24 protein-coding genes are annotated in these 22441 nt (G+C 64.7%); 7 read left to right on the forward strand and 17 right to left on the reverse strand.

Annotation, left to right across the window (positions count from 1 at the left end; all coding sequences use genetic code 11):
* The first annotated feature begins 5 nt into the window (after positions 1–5).
* A complete protein-coding gene (gene gltX / locus HHL26_RS05990; RefSeq protein WP_066559989.1) occupies positions 6–1334 on the forward strand; it encodes a glutamate--tRNA ligase in 1329 nt (442 codons plus the stop codon).
* Positions 1335–1351: 17 nt separating this feature from the next.
* Here the strand turns inward: gltX and HHL26_RS05995 are convergent, their stop codons facing one another.
* Both HHL26_RS05995 and HHL26_RS06000 read right to left on the reverse strand, forming a co-directional pair.
* Positions 1352–3139, reverse strand: a complete 1788-nt coding sequence (locus HHL26_RS05995) for an ABC transporter transmembrane domain-containing protein (RefSeq protein ID WP_066559986.1) — start codon at positions 3137–3139, stop codon at positions 1352–1354.
* A 92-nt stretch (positions 3140–3231) separates the two neighbouring features.
* Positions 3232–4518, reverse strand: a complete 1287-nt coding sequence (locus tag HHL26_RS06000) for a class I SAM-dependent methyltransferase (RefSeq protein ID WP_066559983.1) — start codon at positions 4516–4518, stop codon at positions 3232–3234.
* Positions 4519–4613: 95 nt separating this feature from the next.
* On the opposite strand from HHL26_RS06000, the gene dgcA reads away from it, so the two are divergent.
* A complete protein-coding gene (gene dgcA, locus HHL26_RS06005; protein WP_066559980.1) occupies positions 4614–5588 on the forward strand; it encodes an N-acetyl-D-Glu racemase DgcA in 975 nt (324 codons plus the stop codon).
* Between the two features lie 15 nt (positions 5589–5603).
* Here dgcA and HHL26_RS06010 read toward each other — a convergent pair whose 3' ends face one another.
* The 5 genes from HHL26_RS06010 to HHL26_RS06030 all read right to left on the reverse strand — a co-directional run bounded on the left by HHL26_RS06010 (position 5604) and on the right by HHL26_RS06030 (position 10573).
* Positions 5604–5990, reverse strand: coding sequence for a hypothetical protein (locus HHL26_RS06010; RefSeq protein WP_066559978.1), 387 nt, complete (start codon positions 5988–5990; stop codon positions 5604–5606).
* 95 nt (positions 5991–6085) lie between these two features.
* Positions 6086–7231: a mechanosensitive ion channel domain-containing protein gene (locus tag HHL26_RS06015; RefSeq protein ID WP_066561970.1), complete on the reverse strand. Its 1146-nt coding sequence runs from the start codon at positions 7229–7231 to the stop codon at positions 6086–6088.
* Positions 7232–7258: 27 nt separating this feature from the next.
* Positions 7259–8266, reverse strand: a complete 1008-nt coding sequence (locus tag HHL26_RS06020; protein WP_066559977.1) for a DNA topoisomerase IB — start codon at positions 8264–8266, stop codon at positions 7259–7261.
* Between the two features lie 256 nt (positions 8267–8522).
* Entirely contained in the window at positions 8523–9218 is a 696-nt protein-coding gene (locus HHL26_RS06025) for a hypothetical protein (RefSeq protein ID WP_066559975.1), read from the reverse strand.
* The gene (locus tag HHL26_RS06030; protein ID WP_066559973.1) at positions 9215–10573 is read right to left on the reverse strand and encodes a putative O-glycosylation ligase, exosortase A system-associated; all 1359 of its coding nucleotides are present in this window, start codon (positions 10571–10573) and stop codon (positions 9215–9217) included. The genes HHL26_RS06025 and HHL26_RS06030 overlap by 4 nt, the downstream gene beginning before the upstream one ends.
* A gap of 289 nt (positions 10574–10862) precedes the next feature.
* Here HHL26_RS06030 and HHL26_RS06035 point away from each other — a divergent pair, with 289 nt between their 5' ends.
* Positions 10863–12089 (forward strand): TIGR04063 family PEP-CTERM/XrtA system glycosyltransferase, encoded by a 1227-nt coding sequence (locus HHL26_RS06035; RefSeq protein WP_066559972.1) that lies wholly within the window; start codon positions 10863–10865, stop codon positions 12087–12089.
* 5 nt (positions 12090–12094) lie between these two features.
* Positions 12095–12952 (forward strand): hypothetical protein, encoded by an 858-nt coding sequence (locus tag HHL26_RS06040; protein ID WP_066559971.1) that lies wholly within the window; start codon positions 12095–12097, stop codon positions 12950–12952.
* Positions 12953–12998: 46 nt separating this feature from the next.
* Here HHL26_RS06040 and HHL26_RS06045 read toward each other — a convergent pair whose 3' ends face one another.
* Positions 12999–13370 carry a hypothetical protein gene (locus tag HHL26_RS06045; protein WP_066559970.1) on the reverse strand — a complete coding sequence of 124 codons (372 nt, stop codon included), beginning with the start codon at positions 13368–13370 and terminating at the stop codon, positions 12999–13001.
* Positions 13367–13552: a hypothetical protein gene (locus HHL26_RS24195; RefSeq protein WP_082748690.1), complete on the reverse strand. Its 186-nt coding sequence runs from the start codon at positions 13550–13552 to the stop codon at positions 13367–13369. The genes HHL26_RS06045 and HHL26_RS24195 overlap by 4 nt, the downstream gene beginning before the upstream one ends.
* Before the next feature lie 112 nt (positions 13553–13664).
* Between HHL26_RS24195 and HHL26_RS06055 the strand changes: the two genes are divergently transcribed.
* Positions 13665–14336 carry a S24 family peptidase gene (locus tag HHL26_RS06055; RefSeq protein ID WP_066559968.1) on the forward strand — a complete coding sequence of 224 codons (672 nt, stop codon included), beginning with the start codon at positions 13665–13667 and terminating at the stop codon, positions 14334–14336.
* An 11-nt stretch (positions 14337–14347) separates the two neighbouring features.
* Positions 14348–15265, forward strand: coding sequence for an XdhC family protein (locus HHL26_RS06060; RefSeq protein ID WP_066561968.1), 918 nt, complete (start codon positions 14348–14350; stop codon positions 15263–15265).
* Positions 15266–15482: 217 nt separating this feature from the next.
* Here the strand turns inward: HHL26_RS06060 and HHL26_RS06065 are convergent, their stop codons facing one another.
* From HHL26_RS06065 to HHL26_RS06080, 4 genes are all read right to left on the reverse strand, one after another.
* Positions 15483–15668 carry a YbdD/YjiX family protein gene (locus tag HHL26_RS06065; RefSeq protein WP_066559966.1) on the reverse strand — a complete coding sequence of 62 codons (186 nt, stop codon included), beginning with the start codon at positions 15666–15668 and terminating at the stop codon, positions 15483–15485.
* Positions 15665–17713 carry a carbon starvation CstA family protein gene (locus HHL26_RS06070; protein WP_066559964.1) on the reverse strand — a complete coding sequence of 683 codons (2049 nt, stop codon included), beginning with the start codon at positions 17711–17713 and terminating at the stop codon, positions 15665–15667. The genes HHL26_RS06065 and HHL26_RS06070 overlap by 4 nt, the downstream gene beginning before the upstream one ends.
* Before the next feature lie 102 nt (positions 17714–17815).
* Entirely contained in the window at positions 17816–18244 is a 429-nt protein-coding gene (locus HHL26_RS06075) for a DoxX family protein (RefSeq protein ID WP_082748688.1), read from the reverse strand.
* Positions 18241–18678 (reverse strand): pyridoxamine 5'-phosphate oxidase family protein, encoded by a 438-nt coding sequence (locus HHL26_RS06080; RefSeq protein WP_066561961.1) that lies wholly within the window; start codon positions 18676–18678, stop codon positions 18241–18243. Before HHL26_RS06080 ends, HHL26_RS06075 begins: the two co-directional genes overlap by 4 nt.
* A 125-nt stretch (positions 18679–18803) precedes the next feature.
* Between HHL26_RS06080 and HHL26_RS06085 the strand changes: the two genes are divergently transcribed.
* Positions 18804–19358: a 2'-5' RNA ligase family protein gene (locus HHL26_RS06085; protein WP_066559962.1), complete on the forward strand. Its 555-nt coding sequence runs from the start codon at positions 18804–18806 to the stop codon at positions 19356–19358.
* Between the two features lie 6 nt (positions 19359–19364).
* On the opposite strand, the gene HHL26_RS06090 is transcribed toward HHL26_RS06085, so the two are convergent.
* The 4 genes from HHL26_RS06090 to yidD are packed head-to-tail and all read right to left on the reverse strand — an operon-like array spanning position 19365 to position 22298.
* On the reverse strand, positions 19365–19667 hold the full coding sequence (locus HHL26_RS06090) for an alkylphosphonate utilization protein (protein ID WP_066559956.1): 303 nt from the start codon (positions 19665–19667) through the stop codon (positions 19365–19367).
* Between the two features lie 6 nt (positions 19668–19673).
* Positions 19674–20321 carry a ribosome biogenesis GTP-binding protein YihA/YsxC gene (gene yihA, locus HHL26_RS06095; protein WP_066561960.1) on the reverse strand — a complete coding sequence of 216 codons (648 nt, stop codon included), beginning with the start codon at positions 20319–20321 and terminating at the stop codon, positions 19674–19676.
* Between the two features lie 25 nt (positions 20322–20346).
* Positions 20347–22050, reverse strand: a complete 1704-nt coding sequence (gene yidC / locus HHL26_RS06100; protein ID WP_066559954.1) for a membrane protein insertase YidC — start codon at positions 22048–22050, stop codon at positions 20347–20349.
* 35 nt (positions 22051–22085) lie between these two features.
* On the reverse strand, positions 22086–22298 hold the full coding sequence (yidD, locus tag HHL26_RS06105) for a membrane protein insertion efficiency factor YidD (RefSeq protein WP_082748686.1): 213 nt from the start codon (positions 22296–22298) through the stop codon (positions 22086–22088).
* Positions 22299–22441 lie beyond the last annotated feature (143 nt).

Genomic DNA, 22441 nt, shown 5'->3' on the forward strand with positions numbered 1-22441 from the left:
CGGCCATGACCGTCATCACCCGCTTCGCCCCGTCGCCCACCGGCAATCTCCATGTCGGCAATATCCGCGCCGCGCTTCACAATTGGCTGTGGGCGAGGAAGAGTGGTGGCCAATTCCTGCTGCGCCTCGACGACACCGACCTCGAACGCTCGCGTCCTGAATATGCGGAGTCGATCAAGGCGGACCTCAAATGGCTTGGTCTCCATTGGGACGGCGAGGAAAAGCAGTCCGACCGCTTCGCCCTCTACGAAGAGAAATTCGAAGCCCTCAAAGCCGCAGGCCATGTCTATCCGGCCTATGAAACGAGCCAGGAACTGGACCTGCGCCGCAAGGTGCTGCTCGGTCGCGGCTTGCCTCCTGTTTATGACCGTACGGCCTTGTCCCTGACCCCGGACCAGATCGCGTCCTACGAAGCCGAAGGCCGCAAGCCCCATTGGCGCTTCAAGCTCAATCATGACCAGCCCATCGCCTGGACCGACCTTATCCGCGGTGAGCAGCGCTTCGACCCCAAGCTGCTGTCCGACCCGGTGATCCGCCGCGCCGATGGAAGCTGGCTGTACATGCTCCCATCGGTGATTGACGACATCGCCATGGGCGTCACCCACGTCCTGCGCGGCGAGGACCATGTGTCTAACACCGCCACCCAGATCCAGATGTTCACGGCTTTGGGCGCGCCGCTCCCCGCATTCGCTCATGAAGCGCTGCTCACCGGCAGCGAAGGCAAGCTCTCCAAGCGCCTTGGCTCGCTCGGCGTCGCTCATTTTCGCGAGATCGGCCTTGAACCCATGGCCATCGCCTCGCTGCTGGCCCGCCTGGGCAGTTCCATGCCGGTCGAGCCATTCACAAGCCCTGAGCCGCTGATCGACAGCTTCGACTTCGCTCATTTCGGCCGTGCCCCCGCGCGCTTCGATGAGGCGGAACTGGCGACCCTCAATCAGAAGATCGTCCACTTCCTGCCCTATGCCGCCGTCGCTGATCGTCTGCCCAAAGGGATGGACGAAGCGGCGTGGGAGGTTATCAGGCCCAACCTTGAAACGGTTGCGGGTGTGGCCGACTGGTGGCGGATCGTCACCGGCCCGATCGACACCCCGACCCCTGCGGAAGAAGATCGCGACTTCCTTGCCTTGGCGCACGCCGCCTTGTCGGAAGCGACTTTCGACGCCGCCGTCTGGCGGACGCTCACCGAGGCATTGAAGGTGGAAACCGGCCGCAAGGGCAAGGCGCTGTTCCTTCCCCTGCGCCGCGCGCTGACGGGCATGGATCACGGCCCCGACATGGGACAGATACTGCCGCTGATCGGCAAGAAAGAGGCACTGACCCGCCTGAAATTCTGACGGGCTGCCCGCCCCGCTCAGGCCGCAGGCGCATCCTGAAACTGGAGATTGGCCAGCCGGGCGTAGAGACCCTTTTTCCCCATCAGCGTGGCATGATCGCCCTGTTCGACCAGCCGCCCTTCATCGAGCACCAGGATGCGATCCGCTGCCCTGACCGTCGCCAGGCGATGGGCGATGACGATGGTCGTGCGGCCCTGCATCAGCCGCCCCAGCGCGTCCTGCACCAGCCGCTCCGATTCGGCATCCAGCGCGGAGGTTGCTTCGTCCAGCAGCAGGATCGGCGCGTCGCGCAGCAGTGCGCGGGCGATCGAAAGGCGTTGGCGCTGGCCCCCTGAAAGCCGGGCGCCGCCTTCGCCCAGAAAACTGTCGAGGCCTTCTGGAAGGGTGCGCAGAAAAGCTTCCGCATTGGCGGCGCGGGCCGCTGCCCAGATCTGGTCGTCGCTGGCGTCCCATCGTCCGTAGCGCAGATTGTCCCGCGCCGACGCGGCGAAGATGATGCTTTCCTGCGGCACCATCGCCATCATGTCGCGCACCGCCGCTGGATCGGCCTGAGGCAAAGGCACGCCGTTCAGGCGGATCACACCCGAATCCGGATCGTAGAAGCGCAGCGTCAACTGGATCAGGGTCGATTTTCCCGCGCCGGACGGGCCGACGATCGCGACGGTTTCGCCCGGCGCGATGTCGATCGAAATGCCGTGCAGGGCCGCCTGATCGGGCCGGGTGGGGTAACGGAAATGCACATCCTCGAACTGGAGATGCGCGCCATGCTCGGTTCGCGGCACTGGAACGGGGCGGGGCGGAGCCATGATCTGCGGCGTCGCGATCATCAGTTCATGCAGCCGTCCGGCTGCCCCCGCGCCGCGCAGCAGGTCGCCCCAGGTTTCGGACAGCGCGCCGAACGCGCCCGCGACGAGGCCGCCGGTCAGGACGAAAGCGGCGATGCTGCCGCCCGACAGGCGTCCGGCGGCGACGTCCAGCGCACCCTGCCACATGACCGCGGTGATCGATCCGAAGACCAGAGCGATGACGATCGCCGTCATCGCTGCGCGCAGGGCGATCCGCCGCCTTGCGGTCGTGAAGCCCGCCTCGACGGTCGTGTCGAACCGCGCTGCTTCCCGGCCTTCCTGGCCGAAAGCCTGGACGATCTTCATCGCGCCCAGGGTTTCCGAGGTGACGCTGCCGACATCGGCCAGCCGGTCCTGGCTCGCCCGCGACAACGCGCGCACGCGGCGTCCCAGACCGACGATCGCGACCAATATGACGGGAATGCCGAGCAGCAGCAGTCCGGCGAGCTTGGGCGCCAGGGCGAAGAGATAGATGAGCCCGCCGGTGCCCGTCACCAGATTGCGTAGTGCGATCGACACGGTCGAGCCCACCACCTGGTCGATGATAGCCGTGTCGGCGGTCATGCGGGATGCGATTTCGGAGGGGCGGTTTTCCTCGAAGAAGCGCGGTTCCTGCCGCAGCAGATTGGCCTGGGTGGCCGACCGGATGTCCGCGACGACGCGTTCGCCCAGCCAGGACACGAAATAGAAGCGCGCCGCCGTGGCCAATGCCAGGATCGCGACGATCAGGAACAGATATTCGAACCAGCGGCTGATGTCCCCGCCGCCCATGAAGCCCCGGTCGATGACCAGCCGGAAACCGCTGGGGATCGCCAGCGTCGCGGCGGACGAGACGATCAGGGCGGCCATCGCCCCGGCAATGCGGCCCGGATAGCGGCTGGCGAAACGCCAGATCATCGCCAGGCTGCCAAGTGCGGGGCGCGCGCTGCCGCGCGGCGATGGTTGTTCCACATCCTCCATGGCGCCGGGCTCTAAAGGGATTTCGCGAGAAATGGAACATTGCACGACGCCGAAATCTCGGTGTCATATAATCCGGTCCCACCCGGATCGCGTCAACCGGCGGGCGCGATCTCCGCCGCCAGCGCCATGATCCGCTGCGGCCCGGCGCGGCCGGTCAGGGCATAGGCCATGTCGCCCGCTTCCCAATAGGCGATGACGTCGTCCGCGCGCCGGGCGAGCAGTGGACGCGCCTCCGCCGGGGTTTCGGCCCGGTCCGCGAAGAAGGACAGTTGTTCGCCCTCCGGCGTGGTGATCGACACGGCGACGGCCGGGCTGTCGGGCGTCGGATAAAGCTGCACGTCATGGATGCGCCACTTTGCGGGCAGCGGAGGCAGGATGATGCCGGTCGATCGCTGGATTTCGTAGGGGTTGAGCGTGGCGCTTTCCACCTGCGACGCCATGCGCTGCCGCAGCAGCCCCGTGCGGTGGGACGCGGCTGCTTCGTCCAGGAAGGTGCTGGCCTGTGCCGCCTGGGGAAATTCACCCAGTTCGCCGCGGGCGATCCAGCCGGTGGCGATCAGCGCGGCGATGCCAGCGGCGCGGGCGAGATGGCGCCAGGCGCGGCCCTGTTCATTGTCGTTGGCGACGGGGATTGAGGTGTCGCGGCGGCGCCCTACCAGCGTGCCCTTGGTCCCGTCATGCTTCAGGCGGAAGTCGATATGCGGCCAGCGCTTGCGCCAGCGCCGGGCGACGAGCCGCTCGCCGGGGCGGGCGGCGTCATCGAGCAGCACGACCGCGCCCGGTGAAAGGCGCGCGAACAGGCTGTCCGCAGCGCCGCGCACCAGCGGGTGCACCGCCCAGGGCGGTCCGTCGATGATCAGCAGGTCGATGCTGTCGGGCAGGCTGTCGATATCGTACCAGCGGCCCGGCCAATCCCGGCTCTCGACCGCGAGGGGCGCGTGGCGCAAATCGGCCGTCAGGCCATGATCGGCAAGCCAGTTGCGAGTCGCCTGCACGAAACCGTCATGCTGGTCGAAGCTGGTCAGCCGTCCCCCGCCATGCAGCGCAAGGGCGCGCGCCGCGATCAGCGTGGAAGCGCCCGCGCCCAGTTCGACCACATGGGCGGGCCGCAGCCGGGCGATTTCCCTGACGATATGGCGCAGGAAGCCGACATCGGCCTTCCAACTGCCCAGATGCGGCAGGGCGTCATGGGGCAGGCCGAGTTCATCGAGCAAGGCGCGCTTGTCCGCCTTGCGCCCGCCCGACAGGCTCGCCAGCAGCCAGGGCCAGGTGATTGCGCCGAAGCCGATGCGCCAGGCCATATCGGACAGCCGGCGCCGGGCCGCCAGTGCGTCGGCATCGCTGAGGGACAGGAAGCCGGTCAATTCTCTGGAGGTCACGGGTGCGCCTATCCTTTATCTGCGGGTTGAGACTGGTTATGCGGCGGGATAGCCGGTTCGCATAGGCCCGACCATATTCAGCACAGGGAACGCCGATGACACGCATCATATCCGCGACTGTTGAACGCTGGCCGGTCGCGGGAGCCTTCATCATCAGCCGGGGAGCGAAGACATCGGTGGACGTCGTCGTCTGCACCGTGGGCGACGGCGCGCATGTCGGCCGGGGCGAGGGCACGGCGATCTATTATGAAGGCGAGACGGCGGAAGGTTGCGCGGCGGCGATCGACGCCTATGCCGGGCCGCTGGAGCGCGAGGCGTTGCTGGAGGCGATGCCGCGTGGGGCGGCGCGCAATGCGCTGGACTGCGCGCTCTGGGATCTGGAGGCGAAGCGCGCCGGGGTGCCGGTCTGGAAATTGGCGGGGCTGGAGGAGCCGCAGCCCTTGCCGACCGCCTTCACCATCAGCCTGGGCGAGCCGGAAAAGATGGAGGCGGATGCGCGGGCGGCGGCGGGGCGCGGCTTCGGCCTGCTCAAATGCAAGCTGACCGGCGAGGGCGACCGGGCGCGGATCGCCGCCGTGCGGGCGGGCGCGCCGGACGTGCGGTTGATCGTCGACGCCAATGAGAGCTGGCATGATCTGGATATCGTGGCCGAGGCTCAGGCGCTGGCGGAACTGGGTGTGGAGATGGTCGAGCAGCCGATCGTCCATGGCAGGGAGGAGCGGCTCTCCGGGATCAGGTCGCCGCTGCCGCTTTGCGCCGACGAGAGTTGTCATACGCGGGCCGATCTCGACCGGCTGGGGAATTTCGACGCGGTGAACATCAAGCTCGACAAGGCGGGTGGGCTGACCGAGGCGCTGGCCCTGTCGCGGGAGGCCAGAGTGCGGGGGTTTCGCGTGATGGTCGGCTGCATGTTGGGCACGTCGCTGGGGATCGCGCCGGCGGCGCTGGTGGCGCAGGGGGCCGACTGGATCGATCTGGATGGCGCGCTGTTGCTGGCGAAGGACAGGGAAGGCGCACTTACTCTACATGATGGGCTGCTCCATCCCGGTAGCCTGTGGGGCGTGGGCTAGAATTCCGGGTTATCATCAATAGCCCAACGTTAGACCCACGGCATAATATTTAGGCCCGACATTGGCCTTGGCGCGCAACTTGGGGATCAGCGGCATGGCAAGCGTCGCATAGGGCCGCGTGTTGTCGCCGCTGAAGCGCACGCCCGCGCCGATGGTGGCGGAGGCGGGCAGGGTATAGCTTGCCTCCACGCGTCCATAGAGCTTCGCATCGCCGTCGCGCAGATAGACGCCGCCGCCCGGCGTCAGGCTGAAGCCGCCAATGTCCAGCGCATAGCCCGCGCCGATTTCCGTGCCCCAATGGCCGTCGGCCCGACCATAATCAAGTTCGGCGCCGATCCCCTCGGCATGGGCTGCGGGAGCGAGAGCAAATGCTGCCGCGGCCAGCAAATAGATCGGTTTCATGGAAATTCCGAAATGTCTGTTCATGGTCGGCCCGGCCTGACTCCCGCCGCCGGGTCAGGCAAGCAGGAGCATGATGGGCCGAGTCCGATATGCGGTCAGGCGAGTCGGGCAGGCGCTTCCGGATAGGGCATGACCGTCCGGCCATCCGGCGCGGCGGTGAAGCTGGTCTGCGTCGGATAGGCGAATTCGATCCCCTCCGCCCTGAAGCGCTTCCAGATGGCGAGGCCGACCCCGTGCCGCGACAGGAAATAATCATGGGTGTCGGGGTCGAGCACGTCGAAATTGAGCTGATAGTCGAGCGAACTGGCGCCAAAGCTCACCAGCCCCGCATTGACGAAGATATGCCCCTGCGCCTCCACGATCTCCTTGAGCATCGCCGTGATCGCATCGGCCTTGTCCTCGGGAGTCTGGTAGATGATGCCGATCGCGAAGGTCACGCGGCGCTGCGTCAGCATCTGAAGGCTGGTGATCTCCTTCTGCAGCAGATTGGCGTTGGAGATCACCTTCTTCTCACCGCTCATCGCGCGCAGATGCGTGCTTTTGAGGCCGATATGCTCGACCCGGGCGGTGGTCTGGTCATAGGTGATGACCTCGCCCTGGCGGAAGGGCTTGTCGAAGATGATCGACAGCGCGGCGAACAGGTCGGAGAAGATGCCCTGCGCGGCCAGACCGATCGCGATGCCGCCTATGCCCAGGCCCGCGACCAGGCCGGTGACGTTGACGCCCAGATTGTCCAGCACGACGATCAGCGCGATCGCGAACAGCGCAAAAGTCACCAGCACCCGGATCAGGCCCATGGCATTGGCCAGGCTCTGGCTTTCATCCGCCGAAGTGCGCCGCTCGACCAGGCCCAGGATGATCTCCCGCGCCCAGATGGCGCATTGGAAGACGGCGGCGATGGTGAAGAGGAAGGCGACGGTCTTCAGCACCATCTGTGGTGGGTTGGCATAGCTGACCACCAGCCGCGCCGCGACTGCGCCCATGAAGAAATGGGTGGTGCGGGCAAAGGCCCGGCCCGCGACATTGGTAAAGCCCAGCGTGTCGCCGGGAGCGCCCTTCAGCCGCCCGCCGACGCTGCGCAGCGCCGTCAGCAGGCTGTAGATGACGACCGCCGCGCCGATCGCGATCAGGATTTGCAGATAGTGGAGCGAGAACCAGTGGACCGTCGAATGCCACATTTCCGCCAGATTAGGCGGGCGGACGTCGATCTCTGGCAGGGCGACGGGGTCTTTCTTGGCCATGAACATCCTTGAAGCCGTGGGTGCGGGTCAGGCCGCCAGCGGGAGCGCGGAAACGGTGTCCAGGCTCTCCAACAAGGCGATCAGTCCCCGTTCGTAACGGGACAGATAGCGGGTTGCGCGCGGCAGGCGAAGCCCTTCGCGCCATTCATCCTGTCCGTTGCGGCAAAGCTCGATCAATGCGGGGTGGATATAGCTTTTGCGGCTGATCGCCGGGGTGTTGCCCAGCGCTTCCGCCACCGGCGCGATCATCTGCTTGAGCGACAGGCTTTCCGCCGCCAAAACCTCGAAGGCGATGACGGAAGCGCCCCAGGTGCGGAAATGCTTGGCGGTGAAATCGCCGCCCATCGCTTGCGCTATATAGGCGTTGACGTCGCTGGAGGTGATCGGCCGGGCGAGGCCTTCCTCATCCAGATATTGGAACAGATGCTGTCCCGGCAGATCCTGCACCGCGCGCGCGAAGCGGGCCAGGCGGCGGTCGGTGACGGTCAGCTCATGCTCGCGCCCCGATTTGGCGCGGTAGCGCAGGCGCAGCGCCTGACCGCGCAGGTCGACATGGCGGCGGCGTAGCGTGGTTGCGCCGAAGCTCTTGTTCGCGGCGGCATATTGCTCATTGCCGATGCGGACCTTGGCCAGATCGAGCAGGCGCACGACGGCGGCCAGCGTCCTTTCCTTGCGCAGACCCCTTTTGGAGAGATCGGCCTCGATCCGGGCGCGCAGTTTCGGCAGGGCATGGCCGAAGGCGGCGCATCCGGCATATTTCTCCGCCTCCCGCGCAGCGCGGAAATCGGTGTGATAGCGATATTGCTTGCGGCCCCGATCATCATAGCCGGTCGCCTGGATATGGCCATTGGGCGTGGAGCAGAACCAGCAATCGCGATAGGCGGGCGGCATGGCGATGGCGTTCAGCCGGTCGATCTCTTCCCGGTCGGTGATGCGCGCGCCGCTGGCGTCGAAATAGGCCCATCCTCTTTTCAGGGTCCGGCGCGTGATGCCGGGCAGGCTGTCATTGGCGTGGACGATGGGCTTTGGCGGCATGATTTTTCTTCAACCCGCCGTTTATAGCTTCGTTCCGCAACGCACGATCGGGGGAGGAGAATTGGGTGGAGAGTGGAAGATCCGCTTTTGCGTCGCTTTCCTTGAAGTGCACCGTGCTCCTGCGAAGGCAGGAGCCCAGCCTTGCCGTTCGTGGATCGTCGCATCGCAGGAACTGGGTTCCTGCCTTCGCAGGAACACGTGCCTCTCAATGGCTGGAACTGACCAATAGCCGTCGCCAAAGCCTTCCGAACGCCGCCTAGTGAAACCGCATGAACCGCATGCCGCTCGGCAGCCGCCAATGCAGCGGATGGCGGCGCATGACCGACAAATGAGCGAGCGTCAGCGTCAGGCAGAGAATCGCGGCGGGAATAGCCACTGTCTTTGCCAGCGGCCACAGCAGGGCGATGATCAGCGCGGCAACCGCGCCCGCCAGCGCGGCGAGTGTCGCGCCCGCCTCCCCATCCGGGCCGCGCAGCCAGAAGACGCAACCACCCATTCCCAACGCAAAGGCCATGGCGAAGCGCGCCGCCTGTCCCGGCTCCGTCAGGCCACAGCCGATGAGCAGCAGCAAAATCGCTCCCGCCAGACCCAGGCGCGGCAGACGGCCGAGCAGATGGGCGATGACCGGATAGATCAGCAATTCGCTCATGGCGATGGCGATCAGGATCGCGGCGGCGAGCCGCGCCTGTTCCGGCCCCGCGATCAGCGCGACGACCGTCGTTCCGGCCCAGGGCGCCAGCCGCAGCGGCGCCATGCGGATATGGCTGATCCAGCCGTGCAACCCCGCGCGGGTTTCCCAGCGCCGGTCGGCCAGCCGCAACTGGAAGGCGGCGATGATGAACAGCGCTTCCGCCCCCCAGGGCAGCAGCGACGGCGCGATCAGCGGCGACGCGAGCACCAGCCCCAGCAGCAGCCCGTGGGCTGCGCCCAAAATCTTCAACTCGCCCTTCATGCGGTCCTCTGCGCGACTGGTGATGCGGGAAATAACGGCTGGCGCGCCGCGAACTTGCGTTTGCGGGTCAAATAGGTGTCGAGGCCGATTTGCAGCGAGAGCATCATGAAGATGAAAGGCTGATAGGCGATGCCCACGAACAGCGATCCGACCATGTAGATGACATGCCCCTGTTGCAGGGCGAGGGCGAAGGGCGCGACCCAGGCCTCATCGCCTTCGCGCTTGCGGTACATGCGCCGGATCGCTTCGGTGCGGACGAAGCAGGTCAGATGCAGCAGCGCCCAGAGGAAGAAGCCGAAATAGCCCTGCTCGCCCAGCATCTCGAAATAGGCGCTGTGATAGGCGCGGCCATGGTCGGTGACGATGCGCTTTTCCATGCGCGATCCGGCGGCGTCGACGACCCGCTCCTGCATGACATAGGTGAACTTGTTCTGCAGATAATTGTCGAAGCCGCCGCCGCCCGGATGCTCCTTCACATAGTCCAGCGTCCATTTCCACACTTCGAGGCGCGTGGAGGCGCTCTCGTCGCTCTGGTGATTTTCGATGGTCGACATGCGCTGGGTGAAGCTGGCGGGCAGGAAGGGGATCGCCGCCAGCGCTGCGACCGCCATCAGCGGACCATAGATGAAGCGCCGCTTCGACCGCATCAGCATCAGTCCCGCCAGGACGGCGATGCAGACCAGCCCTGTGCGTGCCTCGGTCCCGATGGGCATCAGCAGGCAGGCGAAGCAGAGCGCATAGGCGAACAGCCTGACCCGCCAGTCGGGGGGGAAGATGGTGCCATGCCGCGACAGCCAGAGGATCAGCGGGATCAGCGAAATGGCGACGGTCGAGATGATGCTGCCTTCATACAGGCCGCTATTATTGTCGACCATCAGGTTCAGCACGCCATAGCCGCCGCCCGACAGCGCCGTCTTCATGCCGCCATTGATGATGATCGTGCTGGCGCAGAGCACCATGAACAGGGTCAGCGCCTCGATCCGCAGGCGCGTGCGCAGGGTGACGGGCAGGAAGATGGCGAACACCATCGCCTTCCAGACCCAGCCCCATTTGGTGACTGCGTTGATCGGGAAGTCCGCCGTCGCCGTGGTATATCCGCACCAGGCGAGCAGCAGCAGCAGGATCACCTGCCGCGCGGAGAAGCGGCAGTCCTTCTTGTCGTCGACCAGTGCCCAAGTCCCCACCGCCAGCAGGAAGGCGATGAAGGAAATCGGGATGCTGTTCAGCAGGAAATAGGAGAGTCGCTGAGGAGAAACGATGTCGATATAGGCATAGACCGCGATCAGCAGGAAAGGCCTGCGCAAGCCAGCCAAGAAGAAGACGCCCAGAAAGGCGACGAAGAACAGGTCACGCATCTTCGCGGACCTCATCCGGATCGCGGTCGAGATCGGGCCGCGACAGCAGGCGCCAGGCCGCCAGCATGATGACGCCATGACTGATGAGAAGGGAAAGGGCGTCGATCATCGCGGGTGCGCGGTCTATCCATAATCTACAACGTGCTCATGCGAAGGCAGGAGCCCAGCTCGGACGTGGGAACTGGGTTCCTGCCTTCGCAGGAACACCGCGCTCTTGCCCCGAACCATCCCACCTCTAACCCAACAGAGTTGACGGCCCGTTAAACCTTTTCCGGCAAGACTCAGGGCCATGACACGGATTCTCCATGTGCTGGATCACAGCCTGCCGATGCATAGCGGATATACCTTCCGCACCCGCGCTATTCTGCGGGCGCAACTGGCGAAGGGCTGGGACGTGCGCGGCATCACCGGACATCGTCACGCCGCGCCGGGGCCGCTGGAGGAAATCGTCGACGGCCTGCATTTCCATCGCACGCCGGGCGAATCGACCGGCGGCAATCCGCTGCTGCGCGAATGGCGCGATATTTCCGCCCACGCCGAAGCCATCGAAACGCTGGTGCGCCAGTGGCGGCCCGACATCATCCACGCCCATTCGCCGGTGTTGAACGCCATGGCGGCGCAGAAGGTGGCGAAGCGCCATGCGATCCCCATGATCTACGAAATCCGCGCCTTCTGGGAAGATGCGGCGGTCGGCAACGGTACGGGGACGGAGGGCAGCCCCCGCTATTGGCTGACCCGCCAGCTCGAAACCCATGCGGTGCGCGCCGCCGATGCGGTCGCGGTGATCTGCGAAGGGCTGCGCGGCGATCTGGTTGCGCGGGGGATCGATGCGGACAAGATCATCGTCTCGCCCAACGGCGTCGACATGGAGCAGTTCGGCACGCCCGTCCCCCGCGACCCCGCGCTGACGAAGGCATTGGGGCTGGAGGGCGCCGACGTCGTCGGCTTCATCGGCAGCTTCTACGATTATGAAGGGCTGGACGACCTGATCGCCGCCTTGCCGAAACTGGTGCGCGCCCGCCCGAAGGCGAAGCTGCTGCTGGTAGGCGGCGGCCCATGCGAACAGGCGCTGCGGGATCAGGCCATGGCCTCGCCCTTTGCCGACCATATCGTCTTCGTCGGCCGCGTGCCGCATGATGAGGTCGAGCATTATTATGCGCAGGTCGACATCCTGGCTTACCCGCGCAAGGCGATGCGGCTTACCGATCTGGTGACGCCTTTGAAGCCGCTCGAAGCCATGGCGCAGGGCCGGCTGGTCGCCGCGTCCAGCGTCGGCGGCCATCGCGAACTGATCGAGCATGGCGTTACCGGCACGCTGTTCGCACCCAACGATCCGCCCGCCATCGCCGCCGCCCTGGCGGAAATGTTCGCGGATCGCGGCTTCTGGGACGAGCGCCGGACAGTGGCGCGCGCCTTTGTGGAGCGCGAGCGTAACTGGTCGTCAAACATTCTTCGTTACGAACCTGTCTATCGGCAATTGCTGGCGCGCCCTCAAAGGGTGCGGGCGGCGGCCTGAGAAAAATGAGTAGGCTGGCAAAGGCGCTGCTGGGCGCGCTGGGGGCCGGGCTGCTGCTGTTCTCGCTGCCGGTCGGGCTGGTCGAGACGGTGGTGGCGTCGAGCGGACTCAGCGAAGCCATCCCCGCCGCCGCGCCGCCGCTGGGGATGACGGCCCGGCTGCTGCTGGCGGGTTTCGGCGCGGTGATGGCGTTGGGCCTGATCGGGGCGGGGAAAAGGGAAAAGCGCGTCGCTCTGCTGACGCATGACAAGCAAGGGCGCGGGAACGGCGCCGCAGGAGTGAGCAAGATGGGTTTTGCATTGTCCAAGCTGAGCTGGCTGTCGCGTGACCGGAGCAAGTCGGGACCGGCGTTGCGCCGCGCCGACGCCCATCCCGATGCGCCCGCACGTGCGCCGATCTTCGCCAGCCGTGACTTTGGCGGGCTGGATATTTTCGCCCGGACCGCGCCGGGACGTGACGAGGTCGAGGCAGAGGTTGCGGACGATGTCGCGCCCGCCGCCGGCCTTTCCATCCCCAGCATGCCCGAGGAGATGACGGAAGAGAGCGCTTTCGCCCGCCTTCAGCGCGCTTTTTCCCCGGAAACCGTCGACGCCGATTATGAGGAGATCGCGGAGCCCGCGCAGCCCCAGACCACTAACGCTCGCGCTCACACCCCCGTAGCGCATCTTTCCCTGGCGGAACTGACCCATCGGCTGGAACGCGGCCTCGCCCAGCGCAAGCGCATGGGACGCCCCGCCTCGGTGCTGGCCGACATGCCCGTCGAGGCCGCCGTGCCCGTGCGCGACCATGTCGAACAGGGCGTCGACGAAGCCCTGCGCGCCGCCTTGGGGAATTTGCGCAACATGGCTGGCCGCGCGCGTTGAATTGATGGCCGGGAGCGTGCGGCCATGCGCGCTCCGATCAAGATGATCACCAATCCTCGATGGTGAGCGCCGACAGCTCGATCCATTCGCCGCCCGGCACCGGATGGCGGTCGTCGATGCTGATGTCCGCGACGAAATGGCCGGCCAGGCTCCATTCCGCTTCCTCGATCCCTTCGGCAAAGGCCGCGCATCGTTCTGCCGCATCCACTCCGGTAAGGGTCAGCGCGATGACGTGGCGCCGTCCCTGAAACAGCGCGCTGGCCCAGGGGCGGCTGGCGGCGCGTTCCACCGTGACGGCCCCCCCCGCCCGCTCCAGCAATTGCGCCAGAAGCCGGGGGAGGGGATCGCGCGCCTTCGCCGTCGGCTCCCCATTTCGGACCAGATTTGCCTTGGCGGCGTTCATGTCGATGCTTGTCATTGGCTGACGCTCCTGCGATATGTGTTCATGAAATGTTCTACGCGTCTCCTCATTCTGTCGCCCGGTTCGCGCCCCTTGCGCAGGTCGAAGACCAGCCGTGGGTCGCGAACGCTCTCGCGGCCAAATCTGGTCGCCGGGATAGCATTTTCTCGCAGAAATTTTTCGACGGCACGCAACAGCATCGTCCTGTTTCTCCTCTGTCGATTCGATTCGCCCCCTGCGAATCCGGAAGTCATTTTCTTGTTGCCCTATTTCCTACTTGTCTAGGAAAATTCCTATCATTATGGATGAAATATGGTCGGTAACGGAGAAGATCCACGCATCGTGCTGGAACGGCTGATTGCCGAGCGGGGGGACAGCTATTCCGATCTCTCGCGCCTGCTCAACCGCAATCCCGCCTATATCCAGCAGTTCATCAAGCGCGGCACGCCCCGCAAGCTGGACGAGGAGGACCGGCGCATCCTGGCCCGCTATTTCGGCGTGGCGGAGGAGATGCTGGGCGGATCGACCGTGCGGGGGACATCGCCGGTCAAGGTACGGTCCTTGCCTTCGGTCGTTACCGTGCCGCGCCTGTCCCTGGGTGCGTCCGCCGGGCCGGGATCGCTGGACGAAGATGAGCGGACGACCGGCGTGATGGCGTTCGACGCCAACTGGCTGCGCCATCTGGGCGTGCGGCCGCAAAAAATATCGATCATCCGCGTCGACGGCGAATCCATGGCGCCGACGCTGAGCGACGGCGACGAGATCATGGTCGATCATGATGACGACGCGGCGCGGCTGCGCGATGGCGTCTATGTGTTGAGGCTGGACGGGGTGTTGATGGTGAAGCGGGTTGCCATGGGACCGCGCCGGGGCTTTTTCTCTGTCCTTAGCGATAATCCCCATTATCCCGACTGGATCGACATCGATCCGGCGCTGGTCGTGATCGTGGGACGGGTGGTATGGACCGGAAGACGGCTGGTTTAGGAGGCGAGATTTTGAACGACAATGGCGCGGTCATCCGCAAGGCCAGGGAATGGCGCGGCGCGCGATTGGCGCTGGCTACGGTGGTGTCGACCTGGGGATCGGCGCCCCGGCCGCGTGGCAGCCATATGGTCGTGCACGAGGATGGCCGATTCGAAGGCAGCATATCCGGGGGATGCGTCGAAACCGACGTGCTCCAGCGCGCTGCCGAGGTGATCGCCGGGCGTCCGGCCCATCTGGAAATTTATGGCGTGGCCGATGGAGACGCCTGGGTCGTCGGCTTGCCCTGCGGCGGGGAGATCAGCGTGCTGGTCCAGCCGGTCGGGCCGGATGGCTTCGATCCGGCGCTGTTCGATCGGATCGACACGGCAAGCGAGAAGGGCAGGGCGCTGACCCTGTCGACCGACCTGGCAACCGGCCTGACGCGGGAAGGCGCGATCGAGGGGCGGTTCCACAACCGCTACGATCCGCCGCGCCGGGTGCTGATCGTGGGTGCGGTGCAGATCGCCCAGTCGCTGAGCGCGTTGGCGCAGGCGATCGGCGTCACGCCGGTTGTCATCGATCCACGCGGCCGCTTCCTGACGGAGGAGCGTTTTCCCGGCGTCGAACTGGACGATCGCTGGCCCGATGAAGCGGTCGCCGCCCGCTTTCCCGGCGAATCGACGGCGGTGGTGACGCTCAGCCATGACATCAAGATCGACGATCCGGCGCTGGCCGCCGCGTTACGCGCGCCGACGGGCTATATTGCCGCGCTGGGATCGCGCAAAAGCCATGCGGCGCGGCTGGAACGGTTGACCGCAATGGGCTTTTCGCCGGAGGATCTGGCGCGCATAGATGGTCCCGCTGGCCTCGACATAGGCGCGATCGGCGCCGCCGAAATCGCGCTGTCGATCGCCGCCGGCATGATCGCGGGCTTCAACGTCACGCGCTGAAAATCCATCCTATCGCGAAGCGGGCGGGGAGGGGAAAGGACGCCGTGTCCTAGGGTCAATCGACATTCAGATGATGACGTGCCGAAAATGGCGGTTTTTCGTGACCCTTGAAGCGAGTCACGTGCCTCGCTTCAACGCAGCGTACTAAAAGTACGTGAGCACCGGAAGCACGGAAAACCGCCATTTGCAGGCCGTCAGGGCTGAATGTCGATTGGCCCTAACAGCACTTCCCCCCATTCTTTCCCCCATAGCGCGCCTCCTGCCGCTCCCGGAAAAAGGCGGTTCGATCCATCGGATCATGCTCGGGATGATGCTCCTGCATATGCCGCAAATAGACGTCATAATCCGGCACTCCAACCATCATGCGCGCCATCTGCCGCAGTCGGAGGAGAAAGACGCTCATTCCGCCGGCACCAGTCGCGCCGGAATTTCCCGAGCAGTGGGCGCCGTCACCTTCCGCGCCGCCAGACAGGTTCGGATGGTGAAGAACAGCACGGCCAGCACCACGAACAGGAAGATCGCCACCAGCCCGGCGTCGACCCGGTCGTTGAAGATGATCTGCCGCATCTCCGCCATCGACTTGGCCGGCGCCAGCACCTGACCCTCGTCCGCCGCCGCGCTGAATCTGGCCGCATGTGCCAGGAACCCCAGCTTGGTATCGGCCGAGAATAGCTTCAGGAACCCCGCCGACAGGGTGCAGATCAACAACCAGGCCGTCGGCACCAATGTCACCCAGGCGAACCGATCCCGCTTCATCCGGAACAGCACCGCCGTCCCCAGCATCAGCGCGATCGCCGCCAGCATCTGGTTGGAGATGCCGAACACCGGCCAGAGCGTGTTCACCCCGCCCAACGGATCGGTCACGCCTTGATAGAGAAAGAAGCCCCAGGCCGCGACGGTCAGCGCCGTCGCGACGATCCCTGGCGCCATGCTCTTCGTTTCCTTGAACCCCGGCACCAGCAGCGCGATCAGATCCTGCAGCATGAAGCGTCCGGCGCGGGTGCCCGCGTCCACGGCGGTCAGGATGAACAGCGCCTCGAACAATATCGCGAAATGATACCAGAATGCCTTCATCGCTGGCCCGCCCACGACATGGGAGAATATCTCCGCCATGGCCACCGCCAAGGTCGGCGCGCCGCCCGCGCGGGATATGATGCTGTGCTCGCCCACATCCTTCGCGGTCTGGAGGATCAGGTCGGGCGAGATCGGGAAACCCATTGCCGTCACCGCCGCCGCCGCGCTGGCGGCATCCTTGCCGATCACTGCTGCCGGGCTGTTCATCGTGAAGTAGATGCCCGGATCGAGGATCGACGCGCCGACCAGCGCCATGATCGCCACGAAAGCCTCCATCAGCATCGCGCCATAGCCGATCATCGGCGCATGCGCCTCGCTGGCGATCAGCTTGGGCGTGGTGCCGCTGGCGATCAGCGCATGGAACCCCGACACCGCCCCGCAGGCGATGGTGATGAACAGGAAGGGGAACAGCCCGCCCGCCCAGACCGGCCCATTGCCGTTCACGAACTGGGTGACGGCGTGCATTTTCAGCGGCGGCGCCATGATGACGATCCCAATCGCCAATGCCGCGATCGCCCCGATCTTAAGGAAGGTCGACAGATAATCCCGCGGCGCCAGCAACAGCCACACCGGCAGCACCGAAGCCACCGCGCCATAGCCGATCAAGATCCAGCAGAGCTGCACCGGCGTGAAGGTGAACACCGGAGCCCAGACCGGCGATTGCGCTATGCTCTGGCCATAGACGATCGCCGCCAGCAGCCCGACCAGTCCCAGCAGCGAGACTTCCCCGATCCGCCCCGGCCTTATCCAGCGCGTATAGGCGCCCATGAACATGGCGAGCGGCACGGTAGCCGCCACGGTGAACATGCCCCAGGGACTCTCCGCCAGCGCCTTGACCACGATCAGCGCCAGCACGGCGAGGATGATGACCATGATCATGAAGGCGCCGAACAGGGCGATGGCGCCCGCGACCTGCCCCATTTCCATGCGGATCAGCTCGCCCAGCGACTTGCCGTCGCGTCGCATGGAGATGAAGAGGATCATGAAGTCCTGCACCGCGCCCGCCAGTACCACGCCTACGATGATCCAGAGCGTGCCGGGCAGATAGCCCATCTGCGCCGCCAACACTGGTCCCACCAGAGGCCCAGCGCCGGCAATCGCCGCGAAATGATGCCCGAACAGCACCGTCCGATCCGTCGCGACATAGTCCAGCCCATCGGCCCGCCGGATCGCGGGCGTGGGCCGCGATGGGTCCAGCCGCATCACATTCTGCGCGATATAGAGCGCATAATAGCGATAGGCGACGAGGAAGCTGCTGACCGCCGCCACCACGATCCACAGCGCATTGACCGCTTCGCCGCGTGACACGGCAACGACCGACAGCGCCACCGCACCGACGATCGCGATCATTATCCATGGAATATGCCGGGTCATCACTCTCTCTGGCCGCCTGTTCGTCCGAAGGCCGCCACAGTAAAGCCGCGCCTTGCAAAGACAATCGTCTCTTGCACCGCGCCTTCCCTTCGGGCGAGGAGCTTAATGTCTCCAATCACCCCTGAATGGCCAATTCACCACCCCGCTCGCCCAAAGCGCCCACCAGATGATCACCGGCTGCACCGCCAACCGCGGCCCATGATACCACCAGCTCAAATGCACTCCGCTCAAGGCAATATCGTCCAGCGCATGGTGGAAATTCGCCGGCCAGACGCACAGCGCATATAGAGCCAGTCCAATCCCTGCCGGCTTGCGCAGCGCCGGGATCATCAACCCGGCCGCCCCGGCAATCTCCGCCGCGCCGGTCAGCGCCACCACCATCTCCGGCGCTGGCACCCATTCAGGCGTGATCGCCACGAAGCCGCCGGGCCGGGCCAGATGCGCTACCCCGGCCAATCCGTAAGCCGCCGCCAGAACGATCCGCCCGATCCGTCTTCCCCGCCTTTCCGGCACCTTGCGGTCGAATGTCATCCAAGCTCCATTTCAGCCTCATTCTCGCCGTCCCAGACATGGGCGCGTTCGGCATGGACCCTTATCATCACCAGGCCCGGCGTGTCCGGTCCTTCCTCGAACCAACCTTGCAGATCGCTGTTCCAATGCGCTTCGAACGCATCGCGGTCGCGGATCAGGTCGGCGCGGCCCTCCACGGCGATGAACAGCGGGTTCTGCTTGAGCAACCCCGTTCGCCCCTGAAAGGACAGGCCGACGCGTGGATCGCGCTCGATATCCTTGACCATCAGCGTGTCTTCCGTGGTGAAATAATAGCTGTCGCCGCCATAGGCGACATCCCGATTGTTGCTCATCGGCCGGGCGCCGATCTGGCCGTCGTCCGCGTGGGTCGACAGCATCGCGAAATCAATATCCTTCATCTTCTCCGCCAGGCTGGCGAGCGTCAACTGCATCATCATCCACTCTCCTTGTCCCATTTTGCGCAAACGCATGAAATCATGGGCGGCTCCCGCAGATTCGCCTTGCGGGAAAAAAGAACATATCATGAACAAATAGTATCGAGTCGCATGGAGAAAATGCCATGGAAAGCCGGTCCACCCAGACCCTCTTCCGTCTCTTCTTCGCGTTGAAGCCCAGCCCGCTGATCGCGCGCCAAACAGACCATTTCGCTGAAACCATCGCCCAGGGCGCCCGGCGCATTGCCGTGGATCATCAACATGTGACGCTGGCGATCAGCAGCGATTATGTCGACTATCCCAATGCGGTCATCAAGGCGCTGATACGCGCCGGGACAGGCGTGATGGCCGAACCCTTCGACCTGCGGCTGGACCAGCTCAGCATCGGCAATCGCTCGGCGGCTCTGCGCCCATCGCACGCCATGCCGCTGCTGAATGCGCTGCAAAGGCAGATCGTGGCCGGCATGAAAGAGGCAGGGGTGATGCTGCGGCCCGGCTGGAGCTTCAGCCCGCACCAGACGCTGTTCTACCGAAACGGCCGATCAGAGGTGCGCCCCGTTGACGGGTTCAGTTGGCATGTCGACCAGTTCATGCTGGTGTGCAGCCATGTCGGCCGTACCCATCATGAAACGCTGGCGACCTGGGGATTGAACGGCAGCGGGCAATATAGCCTGTTTTGATGTGAGTCAGCGTTTGCGCACAAATTCTGCGCGCAACACCAGCCCCTTGATGCCGTCATAGCGGCAGTCGATTTCCTGGGGATCGCCGGTCAGACGGATCGACTTGATGAGCGTCCCGCGCTTGAGCGTCTGTCCCGCGCCCTTGACGGCCAGATCCTTGATCAGCGTCACCTGATCGCCATCGGCCAGCAGATTGCCGACCGCATCACGAACCTCGATGCTGTCGGCGGCGCTGGCCTTGGAACTTGCCTCGGCCGCGCTGATCCATTCCCCGCTGGCTTCGTCATAGATGTAATCGTCGTCGGTCATGGCGGCTTATCCTTGCATCACGCTTTCCAGCACAGCCGCGCGCAGTTCCGCTATTCCCATGCCCTTGTCGCTTGATGTGGCGATGATGTCGGGATGGGCGGCAGGCCGCTTGCGAATGGCTTCCGCGACAGCCTGGGAGATTTCGGCCAGATGGCTGGCCTTCACCTTGTCCGCCTTGGTCAGCACGATGCGATAGCTGACCGCCGCCGCATCCAGCATGTCGAGAATGTCGGTATCGGCATCCTTGATCCCATGGCGGCTGTCGATGAGTACCAGCGTGCGCTTGAGCTTCGCCCGCCCGCGCAGATAGTCGTTCACCAGGAAGCGCCACTTGCGGACCATGTCCTTGGGCGCCTTCGCATAACCATAGCCTGGCATGTCGACCAGCCGGAACCGCAGCGGATCGCCCACGTCGAAGAAATTGAGCTCCTGCGTCCGCCCCGGCGTGTTGGAAGTCCGCGCCAGCCCGTTGCGATTGGTCAGCGCATTCAACAGCGAGGATTTGCCGACATTGGACCGGCCCGCGAACGCGACCTCATTCACCGCCATGTCGGGCAGGAATTTGAGGTCGGGCGCGGATTTGAGGAAGGCGATCGGTCCGGCAAAGACCTTGCGCGCTTCCTCGATCAGATCGGCCTGTTCCTGTTCGGTCAATTCGGAGGTCACTGAGATTGCAGCCTTATTTCGCGGTCGCTGCGCTGAGCTGCGGGTGGCGCTTGTAGAGGAACCACTGCTGCAACATCGACAGGCAGTTGTTGGTGATCCAGTAAACCAGCAGGCCCGCCGCGAAGGGCGCCATGATGAACATCATCATCCACGGCATGATCGCGAACACCTGCTGCTGCATCGGGTCCATCTGGGCCGGGTTCAACTTGAACTGGAAGTACATGCTGATGCCGAGCAGCAGCGCCAGCAGGCCGATGCCGAGGAAAGCGGGCGGCGTGAACGGCAGCAGACCGAAGAGATTGACGATGTGCAACGGATCGGGCGCGGAGAGATCCTTGATCCACAGGACAAAGGGCTGGTGCCGCATTTCGATGGTGAGCTGCAACACCTTGTACAGCGCGAAGAAGATCGGAATCTGGATGAAGATCGGCAGGCAGCCGGCGAGCGGGTTCACCTTCTCGCGCTTGTACAGCTCCATCATCTCCTGCTGGAGCTTCTGCTTGTCGTCCTTATGCTTTTCCTGCAGCGCCTTCATCTTGGGCTGCACGGCGCGCATCGCCGCCATGCTGGCGAACTGGCGCTGGGCGACGGGGAACATCAGGCCGCGCACCACGAAGGTCAGGCAGATGATCGCCACGCCGAAATTGCCGATGACCGTGAACAGCCAGTGCAGCAACGCGAAGATCGGCTGTTCGAACCAGTAGAACCAGCCCCAATCGATCGCCCGGTCGAACAGCGGCACGCCCGCCCGCTCATAGGCTTGCAACGTCTTCACTTCCTTGGCGCCGACGAACAGCCGGTTGGTCTGCGTCACCGCCTTGCCGGGCGCGAGCATCACGGGGGCCAGCGACACGTCGGTCTGGAACTGAGTCCCCGCACCCTTGCGCATCTGGCCGGAGAAGGCGGCCTTCTGATCAGGCACCAGCGCGGACAGCCAATATTTGTCGGTAAAGCCGATCCAGCCGCCAGTCGACTGGAAGCTCTGGCTCGCCGGTCCTTTGGCCAGATCCTTGTAATTCACGTCATAATTGGCCGCGCCGTTGAACACGCCCATCGGGCCGACGTGAATCGTCCAGGTGTCGGGATCGACCGAAGGATGCGCCCGGCTGACATAGCCATAGCTTTTTACGCCCACCGCGCCGGCGCTGCTGTTCGACACCTTCTGCTGCGCGGTGATCATGTAATTTTCGTCGATCGCATAGCGAATCTCGAAGGTCTGGCCCGCGCCATTGTTCCACGTCAGCGTGACGGGGCTGGTCGGGGTCAGTTCCTGGCTCTGCGCGGTCCAGACGCTGCTGCCATCGGGCGTCTTTACCCCTTCGCCCTGCCAGCCGAAGCCTGCGAAATAGGCGTCCTTCGTGCCACTCGGGCTGTAGAGGCGGATCGCGGGCGAATCCTTGGCGATGGTTTCCTTGTAGGTCGGCAGCACGATGTCATCGATGCGCGCGCCCTTGAGGTTGATCGAGCCGGTGATCTTGGGCGTGCGGATCGGGATACGCGGGCTGTCCTTCAACACCAGCGCCAGATCGCGGACCGCGGCGGAGCCTTCGGCCGCCGGAGTGGAACCGGAGGGCGTCAGCGGCGTGGTCTTGCCGCTTTCGACCTTGGTCGCGGGCGGATTGGCGGCGGGGAAGAAATGTTTGGTGACATAGGGCCAGCCGAACAGGATCGCCGCGGTCAGCAGCACCGCCAGAATGATATTCTTCTTGTCGTCCACGCTTGTCGGCTCCGCCGTATCTTTTGAAATCTGTGTCAGGGGACCGGGTCGTAACCCGAACCGCCCCAAGGGTGGCATCGCATTAGCCGCTTCGTGGCCAGCCAGCTACCCTTCACAGCACCATATTTGCGGATCGCCTGAATGGCATATTCCGAGCAGGAGGGGGCATAGCGGCAACTGGGCGGTAAAATGCGCGAAGGACCAAGCTGCCAGAAGCGCGCGATCAGGATGAGGATGCGCCCGATCAAGGCTTTTCCGCTCCATGTTCCTGCGAAGGCACTGGAGCGAGACCGGCTCGCGGCGGCCCGGTTCGGTCGTCGCCTGGAATCGCTGTGTCTGGACCAGGCTCTCCCGAGCCGACGGTTTCGGTCGGGTGCTTTCGCAAAAGCGC

This window comes from Sphingobium sp. TB-6 (assembly GCF_012927365.1).
Lineage (GTDB): Bacteria > Pseudomonadota > Alphaproteobacteria > Sphingomonadales > Sphingomonadaceae > Sphingobium.